This window comes from Goekera deserti, assembly GCF_010685995.1.
GTDB lineage: Bacteria > Actinomycetota > Actinomycetes > Mycobacteriales > Geodermatophilaceae > Goekera > Goekera deserti.
Genome location: NZ_JAAGWK010000009.1, coordinates 590,989 through 611,559 on the forward strand (window position 1 = coordinate 590,989; position 20,571 = coordinate 611,559).

Annotated in this window: 19 protein-coding genes and 1 tRNA gene; 12 read left to right on the forward strand and 8 right to left on the reverse strand. The window is 74.6% G+C overall.

Features of this window, described 5'->3' with window-relative positions; translation table 11 throughout:
* Window positions 1-147: 147 nt before the first annotated feature.
* The 3 genes from G1H19_RS07185 to G1H19_RS07195 are packed head-to-tail and all read left to right on the forward strand — an operon-like array spanning window position 148 to window position 4,114.
* Complete coding sequence (locus tag G1H19_RS07185; protein WP_328593528.1) at window positions 148-924, forward strand: sortase domain-containing protein; 777 nt, start codon at window positions 148-150, stop codon at window positions 922-924.
* Complete coding sequence (locus tag G1H19_RS07190) at window positions 924-2,246, forward strand: tetratricopeptide repeat protein (RefSeq protein ID WP_152729754.1); 1,323 nt, start codon at window positions 924-926, stop codon at window positions 2,244-2,246. Before G1H19_RS07185 ends, G1H19_RS07190 begins: the two co-directional genes overlap by 1 nt.
* The gene (locus G1H19_RS07195; protein WP_152729755.1) at window positions 2,243-4,114 is read left to right on the forward strand and encodes a hypothetical protein; all 1,872 of its coding nucleotides are present in this window, start codon (window positions 2,243-2,245) and stop codon (window positions 4,112-4,114) included. The genes G1H19_RS07190 and G1H19_RS07195 overlap by 4 nt, the downstream gene beginning before the upstream one ends.
* 264 nt (window positions 4,115-4,378) lie before the next feature.
* On the opposite strand, the gene G1H19_RS07200 is transcribed toward G1H19_RS07195, so the two are convergent.
* The 4 genes from G1H19_RS07200 to G1H19_RS07215 form a co-directional block, all read right to left on the reverse strand.
* Window positions 4,379-4,798 (reverse strand): acyl-CoA thioesterase, encoded by a 420-nt coding sequence (locus tag G1H19_RS07200; RefSeq protein WP_162392670.1) that lies wholly within the window; start codon window positions 4,796-4,798, stop codon window positions 4,379-4,381.
* A 4-nt stretch (window positions 4,799-4,802) separates the two neighbouring features.
* The gene (locus G1H19_RS07205; protein WP_152729756.1) at window positions 4,803-5,309 is read right to left on the reverse strand and encodes a hypothetical protein; all 507 of its coding nucleotides are present in this window, start codon (window positions 5,307-5,309) and stop codon (window positions 4,803-4,805) included.
* A 90-nt stretch (window positions 5,310-5,399) separates the two neighbouring features.
* The gene (ettA, locus tag G1H19_RS07210) at window positions 5,400-7,070 is read right to left on the reverse strand and encodes an energy-dependent translational throttle protein EttA (protein WP_162392671.1); all 1,671 of its coding nucleotides are present in this window, start codon (window positions 7,068-7,070) and stop codon (window positions 5,400-5,402) included.
* 108 nt (window positions 7,071-7,178) lie between these two features.
* Window positions 7,179-7,679 carry a single-stranded DNA-binding protein gene (locus G1H19_RS07215; protein WP_152729757.1) on the reverse strand — a complete coding sequence of 167 codons (501 nt, stop codon included), beginning with the start codon at window positions 7,677-7,679 and terminating at the stop codon, window positions 7,179-7,181.
* A 259-nt stretch (window positions 7,680-7,938) separates the two neighbouring features.
* Between G1H19_RS07215 and G1H19_RS07220 the strand changes: the two genes are divergently transcribed.
* Window positions 7,939-8,011: transfer RNA gene (locus tag G1H19_RS07220), tRNA-Arg, on the forward strand.
* Between the two features lie 53 nt (window positions 8,012-8,064).
* Here G1H19_RS07220 and G1H19_RS07225 read toward each other — a convergent pair.
* On the reverse strand, window positions 8,065-8,457 hold the full coding sequence (locus G1H19_RS07225; RefSeq protein WP_162392672.1) for a VOC family protein: 393 nt from the start codon (window positions 8,455-8,457) through the stop codon (window positions 8,065-8,067).
* An 85-nt stretch (window positions 8,458-8,542) separates the two neighbouring features.
* Between G1H19_RS07225 and G1H19_RS07230 the strand changes: the two genes are divergently transcribed.
* The 3 genes from G1H19_RS07230 (at window position 8,543) to G1H19_RS07240 (ending at window position 12,310) form a co-directional block, all read left to right on the forward strand.
* The gene (locus G1H19_RS07230) at window positions 8,543-9,511 is read left to right on the forward strand and encodes a sulfurtransferase (protein WP_235928037.1); all 969 of its coding nucleotides are present in this window, start codon (window positions 8,543-8,545) and stop codon (window positions 9,509-9,511) included.
* 147 nt (window positions 9,512-9,658) lie between these two features.
* Complete coding sequence (locus tag G1H19_RS07235) at window positions 9,659-11,413, forward strand: putative bifunctional diguanylate cyclase/phosphodiesterase (RefSeq protein WP_235928038.1); 1,755 nt, start codon at window positions 9,659-9,661, stop codon at window positions 11,411-11,413.
* A 105-nt stretch (window positions 11,414-11,518) separates the two neighbouring features.
* Window positions 11,519-12,310: a transglutaminase-like domain-containing protein gene (locus tag G1H19_RS07240; protein ID WP_152729759.1), complete on the forward strand. Its 792-nt coding sequence runs from the start codon at window positions 11,519-11,521 to the stop codon at window positions 12,308-12,310.
* Window positions 12,311-12,334: 24 nt separating this feature from the next.
* On the opposite strand, the gene G1H19_RS07245 is transcribed toward G1H19_RS07240, so the two are convergent.
* Window positions 12,335-13,816, reverse strand: a complete 1,482-nt coding sequence (locus tag G1H19_RS07245; protein WP_162392673.1) for a dihydrolipoyl dehydrogenase family protein — start codon at window positions 13,814-13,816, stop codon at window positions 12,335-12,337.
* 42 nt (window positions 13,817-13,858) lie between these two features.
* Here G1H19_RS07245 and G1H19_RS07250 point away from each other — a divergent pair, with 42 nt between their 5' ends.
* The 3 genes from G1H19_RS07250 (at window position 13,859) to G1H19_RS07260 (ending at window position 17,543) form a co-directional block, all read left to right on the forward strand.
* The gene (locus tag G1H19_RS07250; protein ID WP_152729760.1) at window positions 13,859-14,350 is read left to right on the forward strand and encodes a flavin reductase family protein; all 492 of its coding nucleotides are present in this window, start codon (window positions 13,859-13,861) and stop codon (window positions 14,348-14,350) included.
* 63 nt (window positions 14,351-14,413) lie between these two features.
* Window positions 14,414-17,023, forward strand: coding sequence for a bifunctional FO biosynthesis protein CofGH (locus tag G1H19_RS07255; RefSeq protein ID WP_152729761.1), 2,610 nt, complete (start codon window positions 14,414-14,416; stop codon window positions 17,021-17,023).
* A gap of 97 nt (window positions 17,024-17,120) precedes the next feature.
* Window positions 17,121-17,543: a cupin domain-containing protein gene (locus tag G1H19_RS07260; RefSeq protein ID WP_162392674.1), complete on the forward strand. Its 423-nt coding sequence runs from the start codon at window positions 17,121-17,123 to the stop codon at window positions 17,541-17,543.
* A gap of 7 nt (window positions 17,544-17,550) precedes the next feature.
* On the opposite strand, the gene G1H19_RS07265 is transcribed toward G1H19_RS07260, so the two are convergent.
* Window positions 17,551-18,753 (reverse strand): RNA polymerase sigma factor, encoded by a 1,203-nt coding sequence (locus tag G1H19_RS07265; RefSeq protein WP_268895987.1) that lies wholly within the window; start codon window positions 18,751-18,753, stop codon window positions 17,551-17,553.
* 249 nt (window positions 18,754-19,002) lie between these two features.
* On the opposite strand from G1H19_RS07265, the gene G1H19_RS07270 reads away from it, so the two are divergent.
* Together G1H19_RS07270 and G1H19_RS07275 are read left to right on the forward strand one after the other, a co-directional pair.
* Window positions 19,003-19,422, forward strand: coding sequence for a hypothetical protein (locus G1H19_RS07270; RefSeq protein WP_152729762.1), 420 nt, complete (start codon window positions 19,003-19,005; stop codon window positions 19,420-19,422).
* Between the two features lie 123 nt (window positions 19,423-19,545).
* The gene (locus G1H19_RS07275) at window positions 19,546-20,172 is read left to right on the forward strand and encodes a malonic semialdehyde reductase (protein ID WP_162392676.1); all 627 of its coding nucleotides are present in this window, start codon (window positions 19,546-19,548) and stop codon (window positions 20,170-20,172) included.
* A gap of 195 nt (window positions 20,173-20,367) precedes the next feature.
* Here the strand turns inward: G1H19_RS07275 and G1H19_RS07280 are convergent.
* Window positions 20,368-20,571, reverse strand: a 204-nt coding sequence (locus tag G1H19_RS07280; RefSeq protein ID WP_268895219.1) for a sigma factor-like helix-turn-helix DNA-binding protein, incomplete at its 5' end; no start/stop codon positions are given.

The following is a 20,571-nucleotide window of genomic DNA, read 5'->3' on the forward strand; positions in this document are numbered from 1 at the left end:
ACCTCCCCCCTACCGGGCGAACCCTCCATGCCGTCTGCCGACCGGGCAGCGCCGAGGCAGCGAACCGAAGGAGCCCCTGTGGCCGGACACCGCAACCACTCCCACGACGACGACGCACAGCACGACGCACGGTACGAAGCGTGGGCCGTGCCCACCGACCACTCCCCGTCCCTGGTCGAGGCCTCGATGGTCTCCCCGGGACCGGACGCCGACCCCGCTCCCCGCCGCCGGATGCCGTCCTGGCTGCTGCCCAGCGGTGCCGCCCTCTCCGTCGGCCTGCTGGCCGGCGCCCTCCTCTTCGGTGGCTCGGACGCCACCCCGACCGGCCGCACCGCCCCCACCGCCGCTCCCACCGACGCCGCCGGCAACCCGGTCCCCGAGGTCGTGACCAGCCTGAGCCGCGCCGAGCCGGTGCAGGTCGAGCTGCCCACCCTCGGCGTCACCTCCTCCCTCGTCGACCTGGGCCTCAACGAGGACGGCACGCTGGAGGTGCCCGTCGACTACAGCAAGGCCGGCTGGTTCACCGGCGGCAACTTCCCGGGCGACCCGCAAGGCCCGCCGGCGCTCATCGCCGGCCACGTGGACGACTTCACCGGCCCGGCCGTCTTCTTCCGCCTGCGGGAGCTCGCGGTCGGCGACGAGGTGGAGGTCGTGCGCGCGGACAACACCGTCGCCGTGTTCGTCGTCTCCGACATGGACCAGTACGCCAAGTCCGCCTTCCCGGCCGACGAGGTGTACGCGCCCGTCGCGGACTCCGAGATCGTGCTGATCACCTGCACCGGCTCCTTCGACAGCGCCGCGCGCTCCTACGACGACAACCTGGTCGTCCGGGCCACCCTGGACATGGACCGCTCGCTCGAGGAGAGCAGCGCCCGGGTCGCCGCCGGGCTCACGGCTCCCGCAGCCGACCTGCCCAACGTCTGATGCGGCGCCGTACCGCGGTGCTCTCCGTCTCGGCCGGCGTGCTGTTCGCGGTCACCTCGGTGGCCGGTGCCACGACCGTCGTCCACGACCGGACGACGGCCCAGCAGCAGCCCGCCGCGGCCGGCACCACGGTCGGCGGCGCGGTCGACCCGCTCGCCGCGGCGGTCACCGCGGCGCAGCGACGTCTGGAGCAGGTGCCCGGTGACTGGACGACGTGGGCGGCGCTGGGTACGGCCTACGTGGAGCAGGCCCGCGTCACCGCCGACCCGTCGTACTACGACAAGGCCGACGGCGCGCTGGCCCGGTCGCTGGCGCTGCGCCCCGACGGCAACGACGCGGCGCTGGCCGGCCAGGCCGCGCTGGCCAACGCCCGGCACGACTTCCGCGCCGCGGCCGCGCTCGGTGAGCAGGTCGTGGCGCTGAACCCCTTCAGCGCGACCGGCTGGGGTGTGCTGACTGACGCCCGCACGCAGTTGGGCGACACCGCGGGCGCCACGGCGGCCCTGCAGCGGATGCTCGAGCTCGACCCCGGCATCGCCTCGTTCACCCGCGCGTCCTACGACGCCGAGCTGCGCGGTGACCGGGTGAACGCCCGCTGGGCGCTGGAGCAGGCGCTGGCCACCGCGCAGTCGCCGGCCGACGAGGCGTGGTGCCACGCCCACCTGGCCACCCTGGCGCTGGCGGACGGCGATCGGGACGAGGCGGCCGCCCAGGTCACCGCCGGCCTGCTCGCCACCCCCGGCGACCCGAGCCTGCTGCTGGTCCGCGCGCGGGTGGATGCCGGGCGCGGCGACGTCGACGCGGCGCTGGCCGGATTCCGGGCCGTGGTCGAGGCCCGGCCGCTGCCGGAGAACGTGGTCGAGTACGGCGAGTACCTGGAGAGCCTCGGCCGGGACGCCGAGGCCGCCCAGCAGTACGCCGTCGTGGACACCGTGCGGCGGTTGTTCGCGGCCGGCGGGGTGGCCGACGACCTGTCCGTGGCGCTGTTCGCCGCCGACCACGGCGACCCGGGAACGGCGCTCGCCGCCGCCACCGCCGAGCGCGAGCGGCGGCAGAACACCGACTCCGCCGACGCCCTGGCGTGGGCCCTGCACAGCGCGGGCCGGGACGCCGAGGCCCTGCCGCTGGCCGAGGAGGCCACCGCGCTGGGCGGCGCCGGCGCGGTCGCGCTGTACCACCGGGGCGCGATCGAGGCCGCGCTCGGGCTGGACGACCGGGCCCGCGCCACGCTGACGCAGGCCTTGGACACCAACCCGTCCTTCTCCCCACTGCTCGCCCCCCGGGCCCAGCAGCTGCTGGACTCCCTCGCGGTGCCGGCGTGAGGGCACGGCGGCTGGTCGCCGCGGCCCTGGGTGCCGGCGCGCTGCTGCTCGCGGTGCCCGGCACCGCGCAGGCGCACCCGCTGGGCAACTTCACGGTCAACCACCACGACAACGTGCAGCTCACCACCACGGGCGTGACGGTCACCTCGGTCGTCGACCGAGCGGAGATCCCGGCCGCCCAGGCGCTGCAGTCCATCGCCCCCGACGGCTCGCCGACCGCCGGCCAGCTCGCCGACGCGGCGGTCGGCGAGTGCGCCGACGTGGCGTCCGCCGTCCGGGTGCAGGTGGACGGGGACACCCTCGGCTGGACGGTCGCAACGACCGGGATGGAGTCCGTCCCCGGCGCGGCCGGCCTGCCGACACTGCGGTTGACCTGCACGTTCACCGCCGAGGCGGACCTGGACGGCGCCCGCTCGGTGCGCGTCGAGAACGACCACCTGGGCGACCGGGTGGGCTGGCGGGAGATGACCGCCGCCGGCGACGGCGTGCGGCTGATCGACTCCCCCGTGCCCGCCGAGAGCATCACCGACGAGCTGCGCGAGTACCCCGTGGACCTGCTCGCCTCCCCGCTGGACGTCCGCTCGTTCACCGTGGCCACCGAGTCCGGCACCACCACCGGCACCGGCGCCGGCTCCGTCACGCCGGTCTCCGGCGACCCGGTGAGCGACGCGATGGCCGCGCTGGACCGCCGGCTGCAGTCCCTCGTGGGCGACGCCGCGCTCACCCCGCTGGTCGGCACGCTGGCGGTGCTGCTGGCGGTGCTGCTGGGCTGCGGGCACGCGCTGCTGCCCGGCCACGGCAAGACCGTCATGGCCGCCTACCTGGCCGGCCGCGCCGGCCGGCCCCGGGACGCCCTCACCGTGGGCGCCACCGTCACCGCCACGCACACCGTCGGCGTGCTGGTGCTCGGGCTCGCCCTGTCGGTGTCCAGCTCGCTGGCCGGTGACCAGGTGCTGCGGTGGCTCGGCGTGGTCAGCGGACTGCTGGTCGCCGCCATCGGGGTGGCGATGCTCCGCGAGGCCCTCCCCCGCTGGCGTGCCGCTCGTGCCGGCCGCGACCACGACCACGACCACGCGCCGCAGCGCGAGCTGGTGTCGGTGGCGGCCGGTGGGCCCGCCCACGGCCACGACCATCCGCACGGGGCCGGCTCCGGACACGCGCATGCCACCGGTCACCCGCACCCGCACGGGGCCGAGCACCCCGCTGACCACGGGCACGGGCACGACCACCCGCACCCGCACCCGCACCCGCACCCGCACCCGCACCCGCACCCGCACCATCACCATCACGATCACGACCACGACCACGACCACGACCACGACCACGACCACGATCACGAGCACGAGCACGAGCACGAGCACGATCACGATCACGCGCACGAGCACGGCGCCGGCCACGAGCCCGGGCACGCCGCCGCGCGCCGGGGCCGGCTGGGCACCTGGTTCAGCGGTGCCGGCCACACCCACGGTCCCGGCGGGCACACGCACGGACCCGGCGGGCACACCCACGGCCCGGCCGACCATGCACACGACGCACCGATCGGCCGGCGAGGCCTGGTGGGCATGGGCATCGCCGGTGGCCTGGTGCCCAGCCCGTCGGCGCTGATCGTGCTGATCGCGTCGGTCGGGCTCGGGCGCACCGTCTTCGGCGTCGTCCTGGTGCTGGCCTACGGGCTGGGCATGGCCGGGACGCTGACCGCCGTCGGACTGCTCTTGGTGCGCCTGCGCGACCGGATGGAGGCCCGCGTCGCCGGCCTGCGCCGGGACCGCGTGCTCGGCCTGGTCACCCGGGTGGCACCGCTGGTCACCGCGTCACTGGTGCTGCTCGTCGGGCTGACCCTCGTGGTGCGCGGCGCGCTGGTCGCCTGACCCGCGACGCTCGGTCGACCCGCCGGACCGCCGCCGTCCGTCCACCCGCCGGATCGCCGCGCCCGGTCGACCCGACGCCGCGCTCTTGCGCTGTCATGCTCGCTCCTGCGGTGTTGCACCACCGCAAGAGCAAGGGCACCACCGCAAGACCGAAGGCATGTGCAGGTCGCTGCCCGTGCTGTCGCGGATCACGATGCCCAAGCGCAGTCCCAAGCCGGGGCCCGGACCAGGCCGGTCACGAGGCCTGGGCCCGGAACTCGGCCCTCAGGCCGGCGGGGTCTCGTCGTCGTGGTGCCGGGCGAGGAACGCCTTCTCCTCCGGCGTGAGCCGGCGCGGCCGGTCCAGGGCGAAGTCGACCGGCACCAGCAGCGTGCTGCCGGTGACCGCCAGCCGGCCGTGGTCGAACAGCTCGTAGTGGCAGGTGAACGCCGCGGCGCGGACGTTCGACACCCAGATGTCGACGTCCAGCGGGACGGCATCGTAGACGATCGACCGCCGGTACCGGACCGTGTGCTCGGCCACGACGATCCCGCGGCGCAGGCCGGTCTTCTCGTCGTGGGTGGGGTGGTCGAAGAAGAGGTCCACGCGCGCGGTCTCGAAGTAGCCGAGCACCGCCACGTTGTTGATGTGCTGGTAGGCGTCCATGTCCGACCAGCGCATCGGCACCTGCACCCTGTGCTTCACCCGGTCACTCTCTCAGGGCGGTGCGGAACAGGTGCACTGCGCCGCCCAGCACCCGGCGCAGGCACCGCAGCTCCCGGGCCGACCACCGCGGCTGGAAGCTGGCCAGGTCGAAGAACCCCGGCACGTTCGCCGCGACGAGCTTCCGGTAGCAGCGCTCCGCCAGCTGGTCCCGGTACTGCGGCGGGCTGCCGACGGTGCGGGTCAGGTCGTCCGCGGCGTTCCAGACCTCGAGCGCCCACGCCGGGTCCGGCGCGGCGGACCTGCCGCGCAGCCAGGCCTGCGCCGCCTCGACGTCGAGCTCCGACCGACCGGGCGGCGAGGCGCCGTCCGCTGTGTCCAGACCCTGCCAGCCTGCTCGCCGGGCGTACTCGGCGCAGGCCTCCTCGTCGGGCCAGGCGAGCACCCGCCCGGCCCGGACGGCGAAGCGGTCGAGGTCGTCGTCGCCCGGCCCCCACCAGGTCACCACCCGCCGACCGTCGAAGTACAGCGTGTAGATCTCACCCCGCAGCACGGCGACCTCCGGCAACTCGCCGCGAGCCCGGCCGCGCTGCAGGGCCCCGCGCCGCGCGGAGCGTGGCGTGGGGGGCAGCGGGGTCCTTCCTCAGTCGCGGCTGAGCTTGCGGTAGGTCGCCCGGTGCGGGCGGGCGGCGTCCGGGCCGAGCCGCTCGATCTTGTTCTTCTCGTAGTCGGCGAAGTTGCCCTCGAACCAGAACCACTTCGAGTCGCCCTCGTAGGCCAGCGTGTGGGTGGCGACGCGGTCCAGGAACCACCGGTCGTGGCTCACGACGACGGCGCAGCCGGGGAACTCCAGCAGCGCGCCCTCCAGGCTGGTCAGCGTCTCGACGTCGAGGTCGTTGGTCGGCTCGTCGAGCAGCAGCAGGTTGCCGCCCTGCTTGAGGGTCAGCGCGAGGTTCAGCCGGTTGCGCTCGCCACCGGAGAGCACGCCGGCCTTCTTCTGCTGGTCCGGGCCCTTGAAGCCGAACGCGGCCACGTAGGCCCGGGACGGCATCTCGACGTTGCCCACCCGGATGTGGTCCAGACCGTCGGAGACGACCTCCCACAGGCTCTTGTTCGGGTCGATGCCGCCGCGGTTCTGCTCGACGTAGGAGATCTTGACGGTCTCGCCGACGGTGATGTCGCCCTTGTCCGGCTTGTCCTGGCCGACCAGCATCTTGAACAGCGTGGTCTTGCCGGCACCGTTGGGGCCGACGACGCCGACGATGCCGTTGCGCGGCAAGCTGAACGACAGGCCGTCGATGAGCACCCGGTCGCCGAAGCCCTTGACCAGCTTGTCGGTCTCCACGACCACGTTGCCCAGCCGCGGGCCCGGCGGGATCTGGATCTCCTCGAAGTCGAGCTTGCGGAACTTGTCCGCCTCCGCGGCCATCTCCTCGTAGCGGGCCAGCCGGGCCTTGCTCTTGGCCTGGCGGGCCTTGGCGCCGGAGCGCACCCACTCCAGCTCGTCGCGCAGTCGCTTGGCGCGCTTGGCGTCCTTGGCTCCCTCGACCTTGAGCCGGGTGGCCTTGGTCTCCAGGTAGGTGGAGTAGTTGCCCTCGTAGGGGTAGGCCCGGCCGCGGTCCAGCTCGAGGATCCACTGCGCCACGTTGTCCAGGAAGTACCGGTCGTGGGTGACGGCGACGACGGTGCCGGCGTACTTCTCCAGGTGCGCCTCGAGCCAGGCGACGCTCTCGGCGTCCAGGTGGTTGGTGGGCTCGTCGAGCAGCAGCAGGTCGGGTGCCTCGAGCAGCAGCTTGCACAGCGCGACGCGGCGGCGCTCGCCACCGGACAGCACCGTCACGTCGGCGTCGCCGGGCGGGCAGCGCAGCGCGTCCATCGCCTGCTCGATGCGGTTGTCCAGCTCCCAGCCGTCGGCGTTCTCGATGACCTCCATGAGCTCGCCCTGCTCGGCCATGAGCGCGTCGAAGTCGGCGTCGGGGTCGGCCATCGCCTCGCTGACCTGCTCGAAGCGGGTCAGCGCCGCGCGCAGGTCCTTGACGGCCTCCTCGACGTTGCCGCGCACGTCGAGCTCCTCGTTGAGCGGGGGCTCCTGCTGCAGCATGCCGACGGTGGCACCGGGGGCGAGGACGACGTCGCCGTTGGACGGCGTCTCCATGCCGGCCATGATCTTGAGGACGGTCGACTTGCCGGCACCGTTGGGCCCGACGACGCCGATCTTGGCGCCGGGCAGGAACGCCAGGGTGACGTCGTCGAGGATCACCTTGTCGCCGTGCGCCTTGCGCGCACGCACCATGGAGTAGATGTACTGGGCCACTGGGGGAGCCTTCCGTCGCGTCGCGAGTGGGGTGCGCCGGCGGCGGTCGCCGCCGGCGCACCCTGCGTTCTCTCTCTGGGGTGATCCTCCCAGCCCGTGGCGCCCGCGTCAGCGGCGGCTGTCCACCAGCTCCCGCACCGACCCGTCGGCCGCCGCGTCGTCGACGGACACGGCGGACGGTTCCAGCTCGTGCTGGTACTCGGTGGCCCGCTGGCTGAGGTCGTCGGTCGGCGCCGGGACGTCCTCGGTGCGCCGCGTGCGCCGGACGTCGACGGCCCAGCGCGTGAGGTCGGGCCCGATCGAGTCGGCCTTGAGCCGCACGGTGCTGCGCTTGCCGGCCTCGCTCTCCCACTCGTTGGTGTAGAGGTCGCCGCTGACGATCACCGAGTCGCCCTTGACCAGGCTGCGGGTGAGGTTGCCGGCCAGCTCGCCGAAGCACTCGACGTCGACGTAGAGGGTGTTGCCGTCCACCCACGACTGGCTGGCCTGGTCGAACCGGCGCCGGGTCGAGGCGATCCGGAAGTTGGCCACCGGGGTGCCGGTGCCGGTCCGGTTGAGCCGGGGCGAGTCGACGATGTTGCCGGTGACGGTGGTGTCTGCCTTGTTCACGGTGCTCCTCTGGCGAGGTGGGCGCCCTGCGGCGCGTCCGGCGGGGTGCCGGTGTGCCGACGACCCTGCGCGGCGCCACCGCCAGCCGACAGCGTCCGGGGCTGGCTGTGGACGGACCCCCGACCTGTGGACGACGGCCGGCACACCCGGCCCGGCGCGTGCTGCCGTCGCGGGCACGGCCGACCAGCCCGGCCGGGCACTCGGCGCACACCCGGGCGCTCCACAGGGAGACGGGAGCGGTGGGATGATCCTCCGGCGAGCGCCCGTAGCTCAGCGGATAGAGCAGGTGCCTTCTAAGCACTTGGCCGCAGGTTCGATCCCTGCCGGGCGCGCTCCACGGGGCACCCCGGTCAGCCGCGCCGGCCCGGCCCCGGTGGCACCGGTGTCAGGCGGCGGTCGGTGCGCCGTGGTGCACGGCCTCCACGTTGTGCCCGTCCAGGTCGCGCAGGAAGACGCCGTAGTAGCCCGGGTGGTACTCCGGCCACTCCCGAGGCGCGTGCAGCACCTCCACGCCCTCGGCGAGGGCGGCGGCGTGCACCAGGTCCACGGACGCCCGGTCAGGCGCCCGGAACGCGATGTGCAGCTCCCGGGTCTCCTCCCCGGCGGCGTGGCTGAGCCAGAAGGTCGGGACGCCGTCCGGGCCGCCCAGCCCGACGACGAACGAGCCGTCCACCGGGATCCGCATCAGCTCCTGCACGCCCAGCGGGCCGAGGGCCCGCAGGTAGAAGGCGAGGGAGACCTCGACGTCGGCGACCTGGATCCCGAGGTGATCGAGCACGGAGCGGACCGTAGCCCCCGGTCGGGACACCTCACCACACGGCCGGTGCCGGCGGGCCCCGGGCCCAACGGGCAGGCTCGGGGGCGTGACCGACGACAGCCACCCGTCCGAGCGCACCGACGACGTCCTGGTCGACGCATCGACCCTGGCCCGGGAGCTCGCCGGCCCACGCCCCCCGGCCCTCCTCGACGTCCGCTGGGCGCTCGGCGACCCGCACGGACGCCGGCACCACGAGCAGGCGCACCTGCCCGGTGCCGTGTTCGTCGACCTGGACACCGAACTGGCCGGCCACGGCGCGCCCACCGACGGCCGGCACCCGCTGCCCGAACCGGCCGACCTGCAGGCGGCCGCCCGCCGGTGGGGCCTGCGCACCGGCCGTCCGGTGCGGGTCTACGACGACACGGGCGGGCTGGCCGCGGCGCGGGCCTGGTGGCTGCTGCGCTGGGCAGGGCTGACCGACGTCCGGCTGCTGGACGGCGGTCTCGCGGCATGGCGCGCGGCGGGCGGGGCGCTGGAGTCCGGCGAGGTGCACCCCGAGCCCGGCGACGTCGAGCTGGGCGCCGGGCACCTGCCCGTGCTCACCACCGAGGAGGCAGCCGCCTTGCCGGGACGCGGCGTGCTGCTGGACGCGCGCGCCGCCGAGCGGTATCGCGGCGAGGTGGAGCCCGTCGACCCGCGGGCCGGCCACGTGCCCGGCGCCCGCTGCGCGCCCACGACGGTCAACCTCACCCCCGACGGGCACTTCGCCCCGGCAGCGGCGCTGCGCGAACGGTTCGCCGAGCTGGGCGCCACGGACGGGCGGCCGGTCGGGGTCTACTGCGGCTCCGGCGTCACGGCCGCCCACCAGGTCGCGGCGCTGCGCATCGCCGGCGTCGACGCCGCCCTGTACCCGGGTTCGTGGTCCGCGTGGTCGAGCGACCCCAGCCGCCCGGTGGCCACCGGCCCGGCCCCCGATCCGACCCCCGACCCGACGTCCGGCCCGGCCCCCGGACGGGGACCCGGGCCAGGGCCGGCGGGACCACGGACCCAGCGGCCGGACCACGACAGGACCTGACGAGAGGTCGCCGTCAACTGGGCAACACTGCTCGCCGCGAGTGGCCCGTGGGGCTGGCGGGAGGCAGATGACGGCGCGTGACGGCGCGACCAGGAGCACATGTCGTACTTCCCGCATCGGCACGGTCCGGTGCCGCACGCTGTGTGCGTGTCCCTCTCCGCACCCGAGTTCCCACCGTCGCCCTCCGGGCCGGTGGGCAGCCGCGCGGTGGCGCGACCCCGGGCCATCGACACCCTGCTGGCCGACCGCGGCCAGCTCTTCCGCGCCCTCTTCCACGCCTCCCCGGTCGCCAAGGCCGTCGTCTCCCTCGACGGCTGCTTCCTCGTCGTCAACGACGCGCTGTGCCGGCTGTCCGCCCGCATCGCCGACGGCCTGATCGACCAGCACATGTCGCTGCTCGCCCACCCCGACGACGTCCCCGTCGACGACCCCTACAACGACCTCGACCCCTACCTGGAGGTGGCCGGCGAGCGGCGCCTGCAGCGCTCGGACGGCAGCACCGCCTGGGTGGTGCAGAGCCGGGAGATCGTCCGCTACAGCAACGGCGACCCGCAGTTCGTCGTCCTGTCGCTGGTGGACGTGACCGGCCGCCGCCAGGCCGAGGACGACCTGCTGCGCCGCGCGCTGACCGACCCGCTCACCGGCCTGCCCAACCGTCGCTCGCTGACCGACCGGCTGCAGCACGCCGTCGCCCTGTCCCGCCGGCGCGGGCTGCAGGTCGGCCTGCTGCACCTGGGCCTGGACCGCTTCGCCGCGGTCAACGACTCCCTCGGCCACGAGGCAGGCGACCAGCTGCTGTGCCAGGTGGCCGACCGGTTGCGCTGGAGCACCCGGGTCGAGGACACCGCGGTGCGCCTGGGCGCCGACGAGTTCCTGATCCTCGCCGAGGACGTCGTCGACCTGGACGCCCTTCAGGTGCTGTCCGACCGGCTGCTCAGGGTGCTCGACGAGCCGTTCCACGTCAACGGCCGGGAGGTGACGCTGTCGGCCAGCGTCGGGCTCACGCTGGGCTCGGACACCGACCCCGACGTGCTGCTGCGCGAGGCGCACAGCGCGCTCACCCGGGCCAAGGCCAGCGGCGGCCGCGCCCGGGTCGAGGTGTACGACGAGGCGCTCGGCCCCGACGAGGTCGACCAGCTGCAGCTGGAGACCGAGCTGCGGCACGCCATCGACAGCGGCGAGCTGCGGCTGTTCTACCAGCCGATCGTGTCGCTGGCCGACAGCTCGCTGCTCGGCTACGAGGCCCTGATCCGCTGGCAGCACCCGACCCGCGGGCTGCTCGCGCCGGGCGCCTTCCTCTCCGCCGCCGAGGACAACCGGCTGACCTCCCGGCTGGGCGCGTGGGTGCTACACCAGGCCTGCGGGGACGCCGCCGGCTGGGACCACCACCTGCGCGTGCACGTGAACATCTCCGCCCGGCACCTGGCCGAGCCCGGCTTCGGCGACCTGGTGTCCGACGCGCTGGAGCGCTCGGGCCTGCCGGCCGACCGCCTGGAACTGGAGATCACCGAGTCGACGGCGCTGTTCGCCGCCGAGTCCACGCTGCGCGCGGTGTCGGAGGTGACCGAGCGGGGGGTGACCCTGGCGCTGGACGACTTCGGCACCGGCTACTCGGCGATCACCGCACTGCACCGGCTGCCCATCCACACGGTGAAGATCGACCGCTCCTTCGTCGCCGACGTCGTCACCGAGCCCGCGACCGCCGCCCTGGTGCAGGGGCTGCTGCACCTGGGCCAGGGCATGGGCCTGCAGGTCATCGCCGAGGGCATCGAGGACAAGGCGCAGGCCGACTGGCTGCGCGAGCACGGCTGCGCGATGGCCCAGGGCTACGCCTTCGGCCGGCCGGCGCCGCTGTCCCGGGGCTCCCGGGGCCACCGCGTGCTGGGCGTGCCCAGCCACTGACGACCCCACCCGCGACCGACACCGGAGCCGGTCGGGGGACGGTGGTGGCCGAGCGCACAGCGGCTCCCGTCGACGCGCGGCGGGCAGGCCAGCAGGATCAGCGCCATGCCCCCGCGCACCGACGTCGCCGCCTCGATCACCGTCTCCTCCCCCGCCCCGGCGACCGCGCTGCTGCAGGTCGCGGTGGCCCACCCGGACACCGAGCAGCTGACCGTGCTCACCGACGGCCGCCCGGCCCCGGTCGAGGAAGTCGCGGTCGGCGGTGCCCGGGTGCACCGGCTGGAGCTGGCGGCCGGTGAGACCACGGTGCGCTACACGGCGTCGGTCACGCCCGGCGGGCCGCCGCGCGCGGTCACACCGGCCGACTGGGCCGAGTACCTGCGCCCGAGCCGCTACTGCCCGTCGGACGAGCTGGAGGGCTTCGCGCTCGGCCAGTTCGACAAGCGGCTGGGCCGCACCGAGCTGGTCACCACGGTCGCCCGCTGGGTGGGCGACCACCTCGTCTACACCTCCGGCGCCAGCCGCCCGGTGGACACCGCCGTGGACACGCTGCTCGCCGGCCGCGGCGTGTGCCGGGACTACGCCCACCTGACCACCACGCTGCTGCGGGCACTGGAGGTGCCGGCCCGGCTGGTCGCCGTCTACGCCCCGGGCCTGGCGCCGATGGACTTCCACGCCGTGGTGGAGGCCGAGGTGGACGGCGTCTGGCGCACCGTCGACGCCACCCGGCTGGCCCCGACCAGCGCCCTGGTGCGCATCTGCCACGGCCGGGACGCCGCGGACACCGCCTTCCTCTCCCTGTTCGGCGGCCAGGCCAGCATGGGCACGATGCAGGTCACCGCCACCGTCGACGGCGACCTGCCCGGCCCGGACGACGCCCCGTTCGCCCTGGCCTGACCCTCAGCCCGGCTGCGGCGCCGCTCACGACTGCGCCCCACCGCTGTCGCTGTCGCTGTCGCGGAGCGTCTCCAGCAGCCGCAGCCAGATCTCGCTCATCGTCGGGAAGGCGGGCACCGCGTGCCACAGCCGGGCGATCGGCACCTCGCCGACGACGGCGACGGTCGCGGCGTGCAGCAGCTCCCCGACGCCCGGGCCGACCAACGTCATGCCCAGCAGCACCTGCCGCTCGGTGTCGACCACCGCGATCGCCGTCCCGGTGTAGCCGTCGGCGTACAGCGCCGAGCCCGCGACGTTGCCCAGCGCGTACTCCACGACCCGGTGCGGCAGCCCGGCGTCCGCGGCCTGCTGCGCGGTGCGCCCGACCGAGGCGACCTGCGGGTCGCTGAACACCACGCTGGGCACCGCGACCGTGTCGGCGGTGGCCACGTGCGGCGACCAGTCGGCCAGGTCCACCCCTGTCCCGCGGGCGCGGGCGACGATCGCCGCACCGGCCTGCCGGGCCTGGTACTTGCCCATGTGCGTGAGCAGCGCGCGGTGGTTGACGTCGCCCACGGCGTAGAGCCAGCTGCCCGGCACCCCGGTGACCCGCAGCGAGTCGTCGACGTCGAGGAACGCCCCCGGCTCCAGGCCGACCGACTCCAGCCCGAGGTGCGTGGTGGCCGCGGCACGCCCGGTCGCCACCAGCACCTGGTCGGCCCGCACGTCGCTGCCGCCAGTCGCGACGACCACGTCACCCTCCTCGCGGCGCACCGACCGCACCTGCACGCCGGTGCGCACGTCGACCCCGCGGCCGCGCAGCCCGGCGGCGACCGCCGCACCGGCGGCGGGCTCCAGACCGGTCAGCAACCCGGCGCCGCGCTGCAGCACCGTCACCCGGGAGCCCAGGGCGCTCCAGGCGGTGGCCAGCTCGCAGGCCACCACGCCACCACCGATGACCACCAGCCTGCCGGGCACCTCCGGGGAGCTGGTGCCCTCCCGCGACGTCCACGGCCCGACCTCGGCCAGCCCCTCGACCGGCGGCACCATCGCGGTGCTGCCGGTGCACACCGCGACGGCGTGCCGGGCGGTGAGGGTGCGCTCGCTGCCGTCCTCGGCGGTGACCACGACGGTCCGCTCGCCGGTCAGCCGCCCGTGCCCGCGCACCAGGTCGATGCCGGCCGACGACAGCCAGCGGGCCTGGCCGGCGTCGTCCCAGTGCGCGGCGAAGCCGTCCCGGCGGGCCAGGGTGGCGGCCACGTCCAGCGCGCCGCCGGTCACGCCGCCGACCGCCTGCGCCGCGGCCAGCGCCTCGGGCCCGCGCAGCAGCGCCTTGCTGGGCATGCACGCCCAGTAGGAGCACTCCCCGCCGACCAGCTCGGCCTCCACCACCACCGCGCTGAGCCCACCCCGGACGACGACGTCGGCCAGGTTCTCCCCCGTCGGCCCGGCCCCCAGGACGACGACGTCCCACGTGGCCGGGTCGGTGTGCTGCTCGCTGCCGTCGCTCTGCTCGCGCGTGGTCACCGCCCCATCCTGGCCCCGTCCGGGTGTGTTCGACTGGTCGCCATGCCCGTGGACCCCTCCGACCACGCCGCCGCGCTGCGCCAGTACGCGGCCGGGGTGGTGCTGATGACCGTGCAGGACGACATCGACGACGTCGGCACCACGGTCACCTCGGTGATGAGCGTCTCGGCCGACCCGCCACTGGTGGCCGTGGGTCTGGGCGCGGCGGGCTACCCGCGGGAGGTGCTGGAGGAGGTGGGCTCCTGCGGGCTCAGCGTGCTGTCCGCCGACCAGGCGATCCTGGCCAGCCGCTTCTCCTCGGCGGGGCGGCCCAGCGCGCGGCACCTGCTGGAGTCGGTGCCCTGGACGCGGGGCGCCGTCAGCGGCGCGATCCTGCTCGACGGCGCGCTCACCACGCTGGACTGCCGGCTGAGCTCGGTGGTCGGGGCCGGGGACCACGTGATCGCGCTGCTGTCCGTCGAGGCGGCCGAGGTGCGCGCCCCGGAGGCCGCCCCGCTGCTGCGCCTGCGCGGCCGCTACACCGCTCCCGCCTGAGCCGACGACTCCCCGACCCCCGCCGAGAGAGCCTGACTTTTCCGGGCTACTGTCGGTGCTCTGATGAGGGTGCCCAGCCACGACGTACCTGCTGCCTCCGCCATCTCCCGCGCGCTGACCCGCGCCGAACGCGGCGTGTCCCTCGACGCCACCGAGTGCGAGACGCTGCTGCACGCCCGGGGCCTGGACGCCGGCGAGCCGCTGGACCGGCTGCTGACCGCGGCCTCCCGGGTCCGCGACGCGGGCCTGGCCTCGGCCGGCCGCCCCGGGGTGGTCACCTACAGCCGCAAGGTGTTCATCCCGCTCACCCACCTGTGCCGGGACCGCTGCCACTACTGCACCTTCGTGACGACGCCGGGCCAGCTCCGCGCGCAGGGCAAGGCGCCGTTCCTCTCCCCCGACGAGGTGCTGGACGTCGCCCGCGCCGGTGCGGCGATGGGCTGCAAGGAGGCGCTGTTCACCCTCGGCGACCGCCCGGAGGACCGCTGGCCGGTCGCGGCGCAGTGGCTGGAGGCGCACGGCTACGACTCCACGCTGGGCTACCTGCGGGCGATGGCGATCCGGGTGCTGGAGGAGACCGGGCTGCTGCCGCACCTCAACCCGGGCGTGCTGACCTGGGAGGAGATCCAGCGGCTCAAGCCCGTCTCGGCGTCCATGGGCATGATGCTGGAGACGACGGCGACCCGGCTGTGGTCCTCGCCGGGTGGGCCGCACTTCGGGTCCCCGGACAAGGAGCCCGCCGTGCGGCTCCGGGTGCTGGAGGACGCCGGGCGCTCCGCCGTCCCGTTCACCACCGGGGTGCTGCTGGGGATCGGTGAGTCCTACGCCGAGCGCGTGGACGCGATCGCGGAGATCCGCGCGTCGGCCCGCCGGCACGGTCACGTGCAGGAGGTGATCGTGCAGAACTTCCGGGCCAAGCCGCGCACCGCGATGGCCGCCGCCGACGACCTGGAGCTGCAGGAGTACGTCGCCGCCGTCGCGGTCACCCGGCTGATGCTCGGCCCGAAGGCGCGGGTGCAGGCACCACCGAACCTGTCGGACTCCACCGAGCTCGGGCTGCTGGTCCGGGCCGGCGTCGACGACTGGGGCGGTGTCTCGCCGCTGACCCCGGACCACGTCAACCCCGAGCGCCCCTGGCCGTCGCTGGTGGAGCTGGCCGCGCTCACCGAGGACGCCGGCTTCACCCTGCGCGAGCGGCTGGCCGCCCAGCCGCCGTACGTGCAGCAGCCCGAGCCGTGGCTGGACCCGCGGGTCCGCCCGCACGTGCGCGCGCTGGCCGGCCCGGACGGTCTGGCCGTCGAGGGCCGCGTCCCGGTCGGCCTGCCCTGGCAGGAGCCGGACGAGGCCTGGACGTCCAGCGGTCGGGTCGACCTGCACGTCGAGGTCGACACGGTCGGGCGCTCGGCCGAGACGCGGAGCGACTTCGACGCCGTGTACGGCGACTGGTCCGAGCTCCGCGACCGCACGGTGAGCGCCCGCGACGGGCACTCCACCGCGCTCACCGTCGGCGACCCGGCCGTGCACGCCGCACTGTCGCACGCCGAGCGGGACCCCGCTGGGCTCACCGACGCCGAGTACCTGACGCTGCTCGGCGCCGACGGCCCGGACCTCGACTCCCTGGCCGCGCTGGCCGACGCGGTGCGCCGCGACGTCACCGGCGACGACGTCACCTACGTGGTGAACCGGAACATCAACTTCACCAACGTCTGCTACACCGGCTGCCGGTTCTGCGCGTTCGCCCAGCGGCGCACCGACGCCGACGCCTACACCCTGTCGATGGCGCAGGTCGGCGACCGGGTGGACGAGGCCTGGGCCGGCGGCGCGACCGAGATCTGCATGCAGGGTGGCATCCACCCCGACCTGCCCGGGACCGCCTACTTCGACCTGGCGCGCGAGGTGAAGCGCCGCCGTCCGGAGATCCACCTGCACGCCTTCTCGCCGATGGAGGTCGTCAACGGGGCGGCCCGCACCGGGCTGTCGTTCACCGACTTCCTGACCGCCGCCAGGGAGGCGGGGCTGGACTCCATCCCCGGCACCGCCGCGGAGATCCTGGACGACGACGTCCGCTGGGTGCTCACCAAGGGCAAGCTGCCCACCGCGACCTGGCTGGAGGTCATCCGCACCGCGCACACCCTCGGCATCCCGTCGACCTCGACCATGATGTACGGCCACGTCGACACCCCGGCGCACTGGGTCGGCCACCTGCGCACGCTCAGCCGCCTGCAGGACGAGACCGGCGGCTTCCGGGAGTTCGTGCTGCTGCCGTTCGTGCACCACAGCTCGCCGATCTACCTGGCCGGCGTCGCCCGGCCCGGGCCGACCAACCGGGAGAACCGTGCAGTCCACGCCGTCGCCCGGCTGCTCCTGCACGGCCGGATCGACAACATCCAGACGTCCTGGGTGAAGCTCGGCGACGCCGGCACCCGGACCGTGCTGCAGGGCGGGGCCAACGACCTGGGCGGCACGCTGATGGAGGAGACGATCAGCCGGATGGCCGGCAGCGAGAACGGCTCGCTGAAGACCATCGCCGAGCTGGAGGGCATGGCCGCTGCGATCGCCCGCCCGGCCCGCCAGCGCACCACCGACTACGGCACCCCGTCGGCCGAGCGCCTGGCCACCGCCCGCTCCGACGCGGGACGCCGCGCCCTCACGCTGTCCATCACCCCGGCCTGACCGCCGGGTCCCGGCCACGGTCCGGCCGGCGTGGTCTGGTCGGCGGCCGGCCACGGAGGATGCCACCGACACCTCCGCGCGCACCTGAGGAGCAGCAGTGACCGACCCCTGGCACCAACCGATCCGGCACGTCCGCGCCACCGAGCTGTCCGGGGACACCGGCCAGACGCCCGGGATGAGCCGCCGGGAGGCGATCTCGGGGCGCACGGTCGGCGCCGAGCGGGTGTGGATGGGCCAGACCCACGTCGCCCCGCACACCAGCTCCGGCGACCACCACCACGGCGACTCCGAGACGGCCATCCACGTCCTGCGCGGGCACCCGGTGTTCGTCTTCGCCCGGGACGGCGCCGAGGTGCGGGTCGAGACCGGCCCGGGCGACTACGTGTTCGTGCCGCCGTTCGTGCCGCACCGGGAGGAGAACCCCGCCGACACCGAGGCCGTGGTGGTCATCGCCCGCAGCAGCCAGGAGGCGGTCGTGGTGAACCTGCCCGGGCTCCTCACCCCGCCGGCGACGGGGTGAGGTCAGCTCAGGTGTAGAGGTAGTCGCGCAGCCCGGTGGACCGGCTGGGGTGCTGCAGCTTGGACATGGTCATCCGCTCGATCTGCCGGATCCGCTCCCGGGTCACGCCGTAGACCTGCCCGATCTCGTCCAGCGTGCGCGGGCGGCCGTCGGTCAGGCCGAAGCGCAGCCGCACCACACCCGCCTCCCGCTCGGAGAGGGTGGCCAGCACGCTGGTCAGGTCGTCCTGCATGAGCGAGAAGCTGACCGCGTCGACGGCGACGACGGCCTCGGAGTCCTCGATGAAGTCACCGAGCTGGCTGTCGCCCTCGTCGCCGATGGTCTGGTCCAGCGAGATCGGCTCCCGGGCCACGCGCTGGATCTCCAGCACCTTCTCCGGCGTGATGTCCAGTTCGGCGGCGAGCTCCTCCGGGGTGGCCTCGCGGCCCAGCGTCTGCAGCATCTCGCGCTGCACGCGCCCCAGCTTGTTGATCACCTCGACCATGTGCACCGGGATGCGGATGGTGCGGGCCTGGTCGGCCATCGCCCGGGTGATCGCCTGCCGGATCCACCAGGTGGCGTACGTGGAGAACTTGAAGCCCTTGGTGTAGTCGAACTTCTCCACCGCGCGCACCAGGCCCACGTTGCCCTCCTGGATCAGGTCCAGGAACGCCATGCCCCGCCCGGTGTACCGCTTGGCCAGCGACACCACCAGCCGCAGGTTCGCCTCCAGCAGGTGGTTCTTGGCCGCCGCGCCGTCCCGGACGATCCAGTTGAGGTCCCGGCGGACCGCCGGGGAGAACGTGGTGCCGTCCTCGGCGGCCTGCTGCAGCTTGTGCGCGGCGTAGACCCCGACCTCGATCCGGCTGGCGAGGTCGACCTCCTGCTCGGCGTCCAGCAGCTTCACCCGGCCGATGAGCTTCAGGTAGGCGCGCACCGAGTCGGTCGAGGCGGTGAGCTCGGCCTCCTTGCGGGCGGCGCGCAGGGCGACGGACTCGTCCTCGTCCCACTCGGTGTCGATGGCCGTCGCCGTCGCCGGCTCGGCGGCCTCGTCGGTGTCGACGATGCCGCTGCTGCCCACCTCCACGCCCTCGTCCAGCGACAGCCCGGAGTCGGTGGGCTGCGCGGCGGCGGGCTCGGTCGGGGCGGCGGCGGCGCGCTTGCGGCCGGCGGCGGCGCGCGTGCGCGGTGCGCGGGGCGCGTCGGTGGTCTGGACGTCGATCGTTGTCACGGGTGCCTCTCGGACGGTCTCCACGGCGTCGCCGGCCCGCGATCGGCCGGTGGAGAGGCCGTCGGTCACCCCGGACGTGGTCCGGGGACTTCTTCGGTCGGGCGACCTGCTGGCCACCGACGGGACGCGGTGACCGTGCGGAGCAGGGCTGACCTCCCAATGTAGCGGTTGTGGCTGCCGGCGCCACGCCAGTCCGGGGGTTGATCGCCGGCCGCAGGTGTGCTGGGGGCGGCGCTACCGTCGCTCGGCATGGGCTACTTCGCCAGGTTCACCTACAGCGACGGCGCGTGGGTGCCCACGCCGTCCCTCGACCGGCCGCAGCTGGTGGTCGACGTGCACGACAGCGACGTCGCCACGATCGACCACCGGACCGCCGACGGGGTGACCGGCCGGTTCTTCCTCGGCTACGAGCCGCGGGCCTACTTCGACGACGGCGACGCCGACCCCCCGGTGGACCGGCCGGCGGCCGCCGCCGGGTTCGCCCGCTGGGTGCGCGAGGTGGAGGGCCGCGAGGTCGACCCGGCCCGGGTGGAGGAGCTGCTGGCCTCCGGCGACCCGGACGACGACCCGGAGGACGTCTTCGTGGAGCAGACCGTCGAGCGGCTGCTGGTGCTGGCCGGGATCCCGGTGCCCGAGGAGCTGGCCGACGGCATGCGCGGCGACGCCTGACCGGCTCCACCGCGGACGCGTCCCGTGACGGTGCTCACCACGGGAAGGCGAACCGGAGAGGGTGCGTTCACTTCCGACGTCGACCCAGCCCAGGGTCCACCCGAAGCCGCCGAGGAGAACGCAGTGAGCACCGCGATCCAGACCAGCCCGACCCGCACCCTCCCCCAGCTGGACGACGCAGGCCGCGCCCTGCTGTTCACCGAGGCGCGGACGGCCAACACCTTCGCCGACACCCCGGTCACCGACGAGGAGCTCCGCTCGATCTGGGACCTGGCCAAGTGGGGCCCGACCTCGGCCAACACCCAGCCGCTGCGGGTGGTCTACGTGCGCACGCCGGAGGGCAAGGCGCGCCTGGTGCCGCTGATGGCGGAGGGCAACCGAGCCAAGACGGCCTCGGCGCCGGCCGTCGCGGTGCTCGCCGTGGACACGCGCTTCCACGAGCACATGCCCACCACCTTCCCGGTGCGCCCGCAGATGCAGGAGATGTACGCCGGCAACGACGCGCTCCGGGAGAGCGCGGCCCAGCTCAACGGCTCGCTGCAGGCGGCGTACTTCATCACCTCGGTGCGGGCGCACGGCCTGGCCGCGGGCCCGATGACCGGCATCGACGCGACCGGCATCGACGCCGAGTTCTTCCCCGACGGCCGCTTCCGGACGCTGATGGTGGTCAACATCGGCCACCCCGGTGCCGACCCCTGGTTCGGCCGGCTCCCCCGCCTGGACCACGCGGACGTCCTCACCTTCGCCTGAGCCCTGGCCCCGGCGCGCCCCTCGGACGGCGTTGCCCGCTCTCCTCCCGCCCTGCAGCACGGGCAACGCGTGGAGAGAGCGGGCAACGGCGCCGCTCCGGCCCGCAGGGAACGCTCGGCACCCGCGGAGCGCCCGGCCCCCGCGCGGGGTCCCGGCCCGCGCGGAGCGTGGGCCGGGGGGCGCGGGGGTCCTTGCTCAGTCCAGGTAGTCGCGCAACACCTGGGAGCGGCTGGGGTGGCGCAGCTTGGACATCGTCTTGGACTCGATCTGCCGGATCCGCTCCCGGGTCACGCCGTAGACCTGGCCGATCTCGTCCAGCGTGCGCGGCTGGCCGTCGGTGAGCCCGAACCGCAGCCGGACGACGCCGGCCTCCCGCTCGGACAGCGTCTGCAGCACGCT

Bases quoted from the DNA above. Each gene is read 5' to 3' on its own strand.
- G1H19_RS07190 (WP_152729754.1), top strand. From the start codon at position 924: ATGCGGCGCCGTACCGCGGTGCTCTCCGTCTCGGCCGGCGTGCTGTTC.
- G1H19_RS07240 (WP_152729759.1), top strand. From the start codon at position 11,519: ATGCCCCCGCGCACCGACGTCGCCGCCTCGATCACCGTCTCCTCCCCC.
- G1H19_RS07250 (WP_152729760.1), top strand. From the start codon at position 13,859: ATGCCCGTGGACCCCTCCGACCACGCCGCCGCGCTGCGCCAGTACGCG.
- G1H19_RS07255 (WP_152729761.1), top strand. From the start codon at position 14,414: ATGAGGGTGCCCAGCCACGACGTACCTGCTGCCTCCGCCATCTCCCGC.
- G1H19_RS07270 (WP_152729762.1), top strand. From the start codon at position 19,003: ATGGGCTACTTCGCCAGGTTCACCTACAGCGACGGCGCGTGGGTGCCC.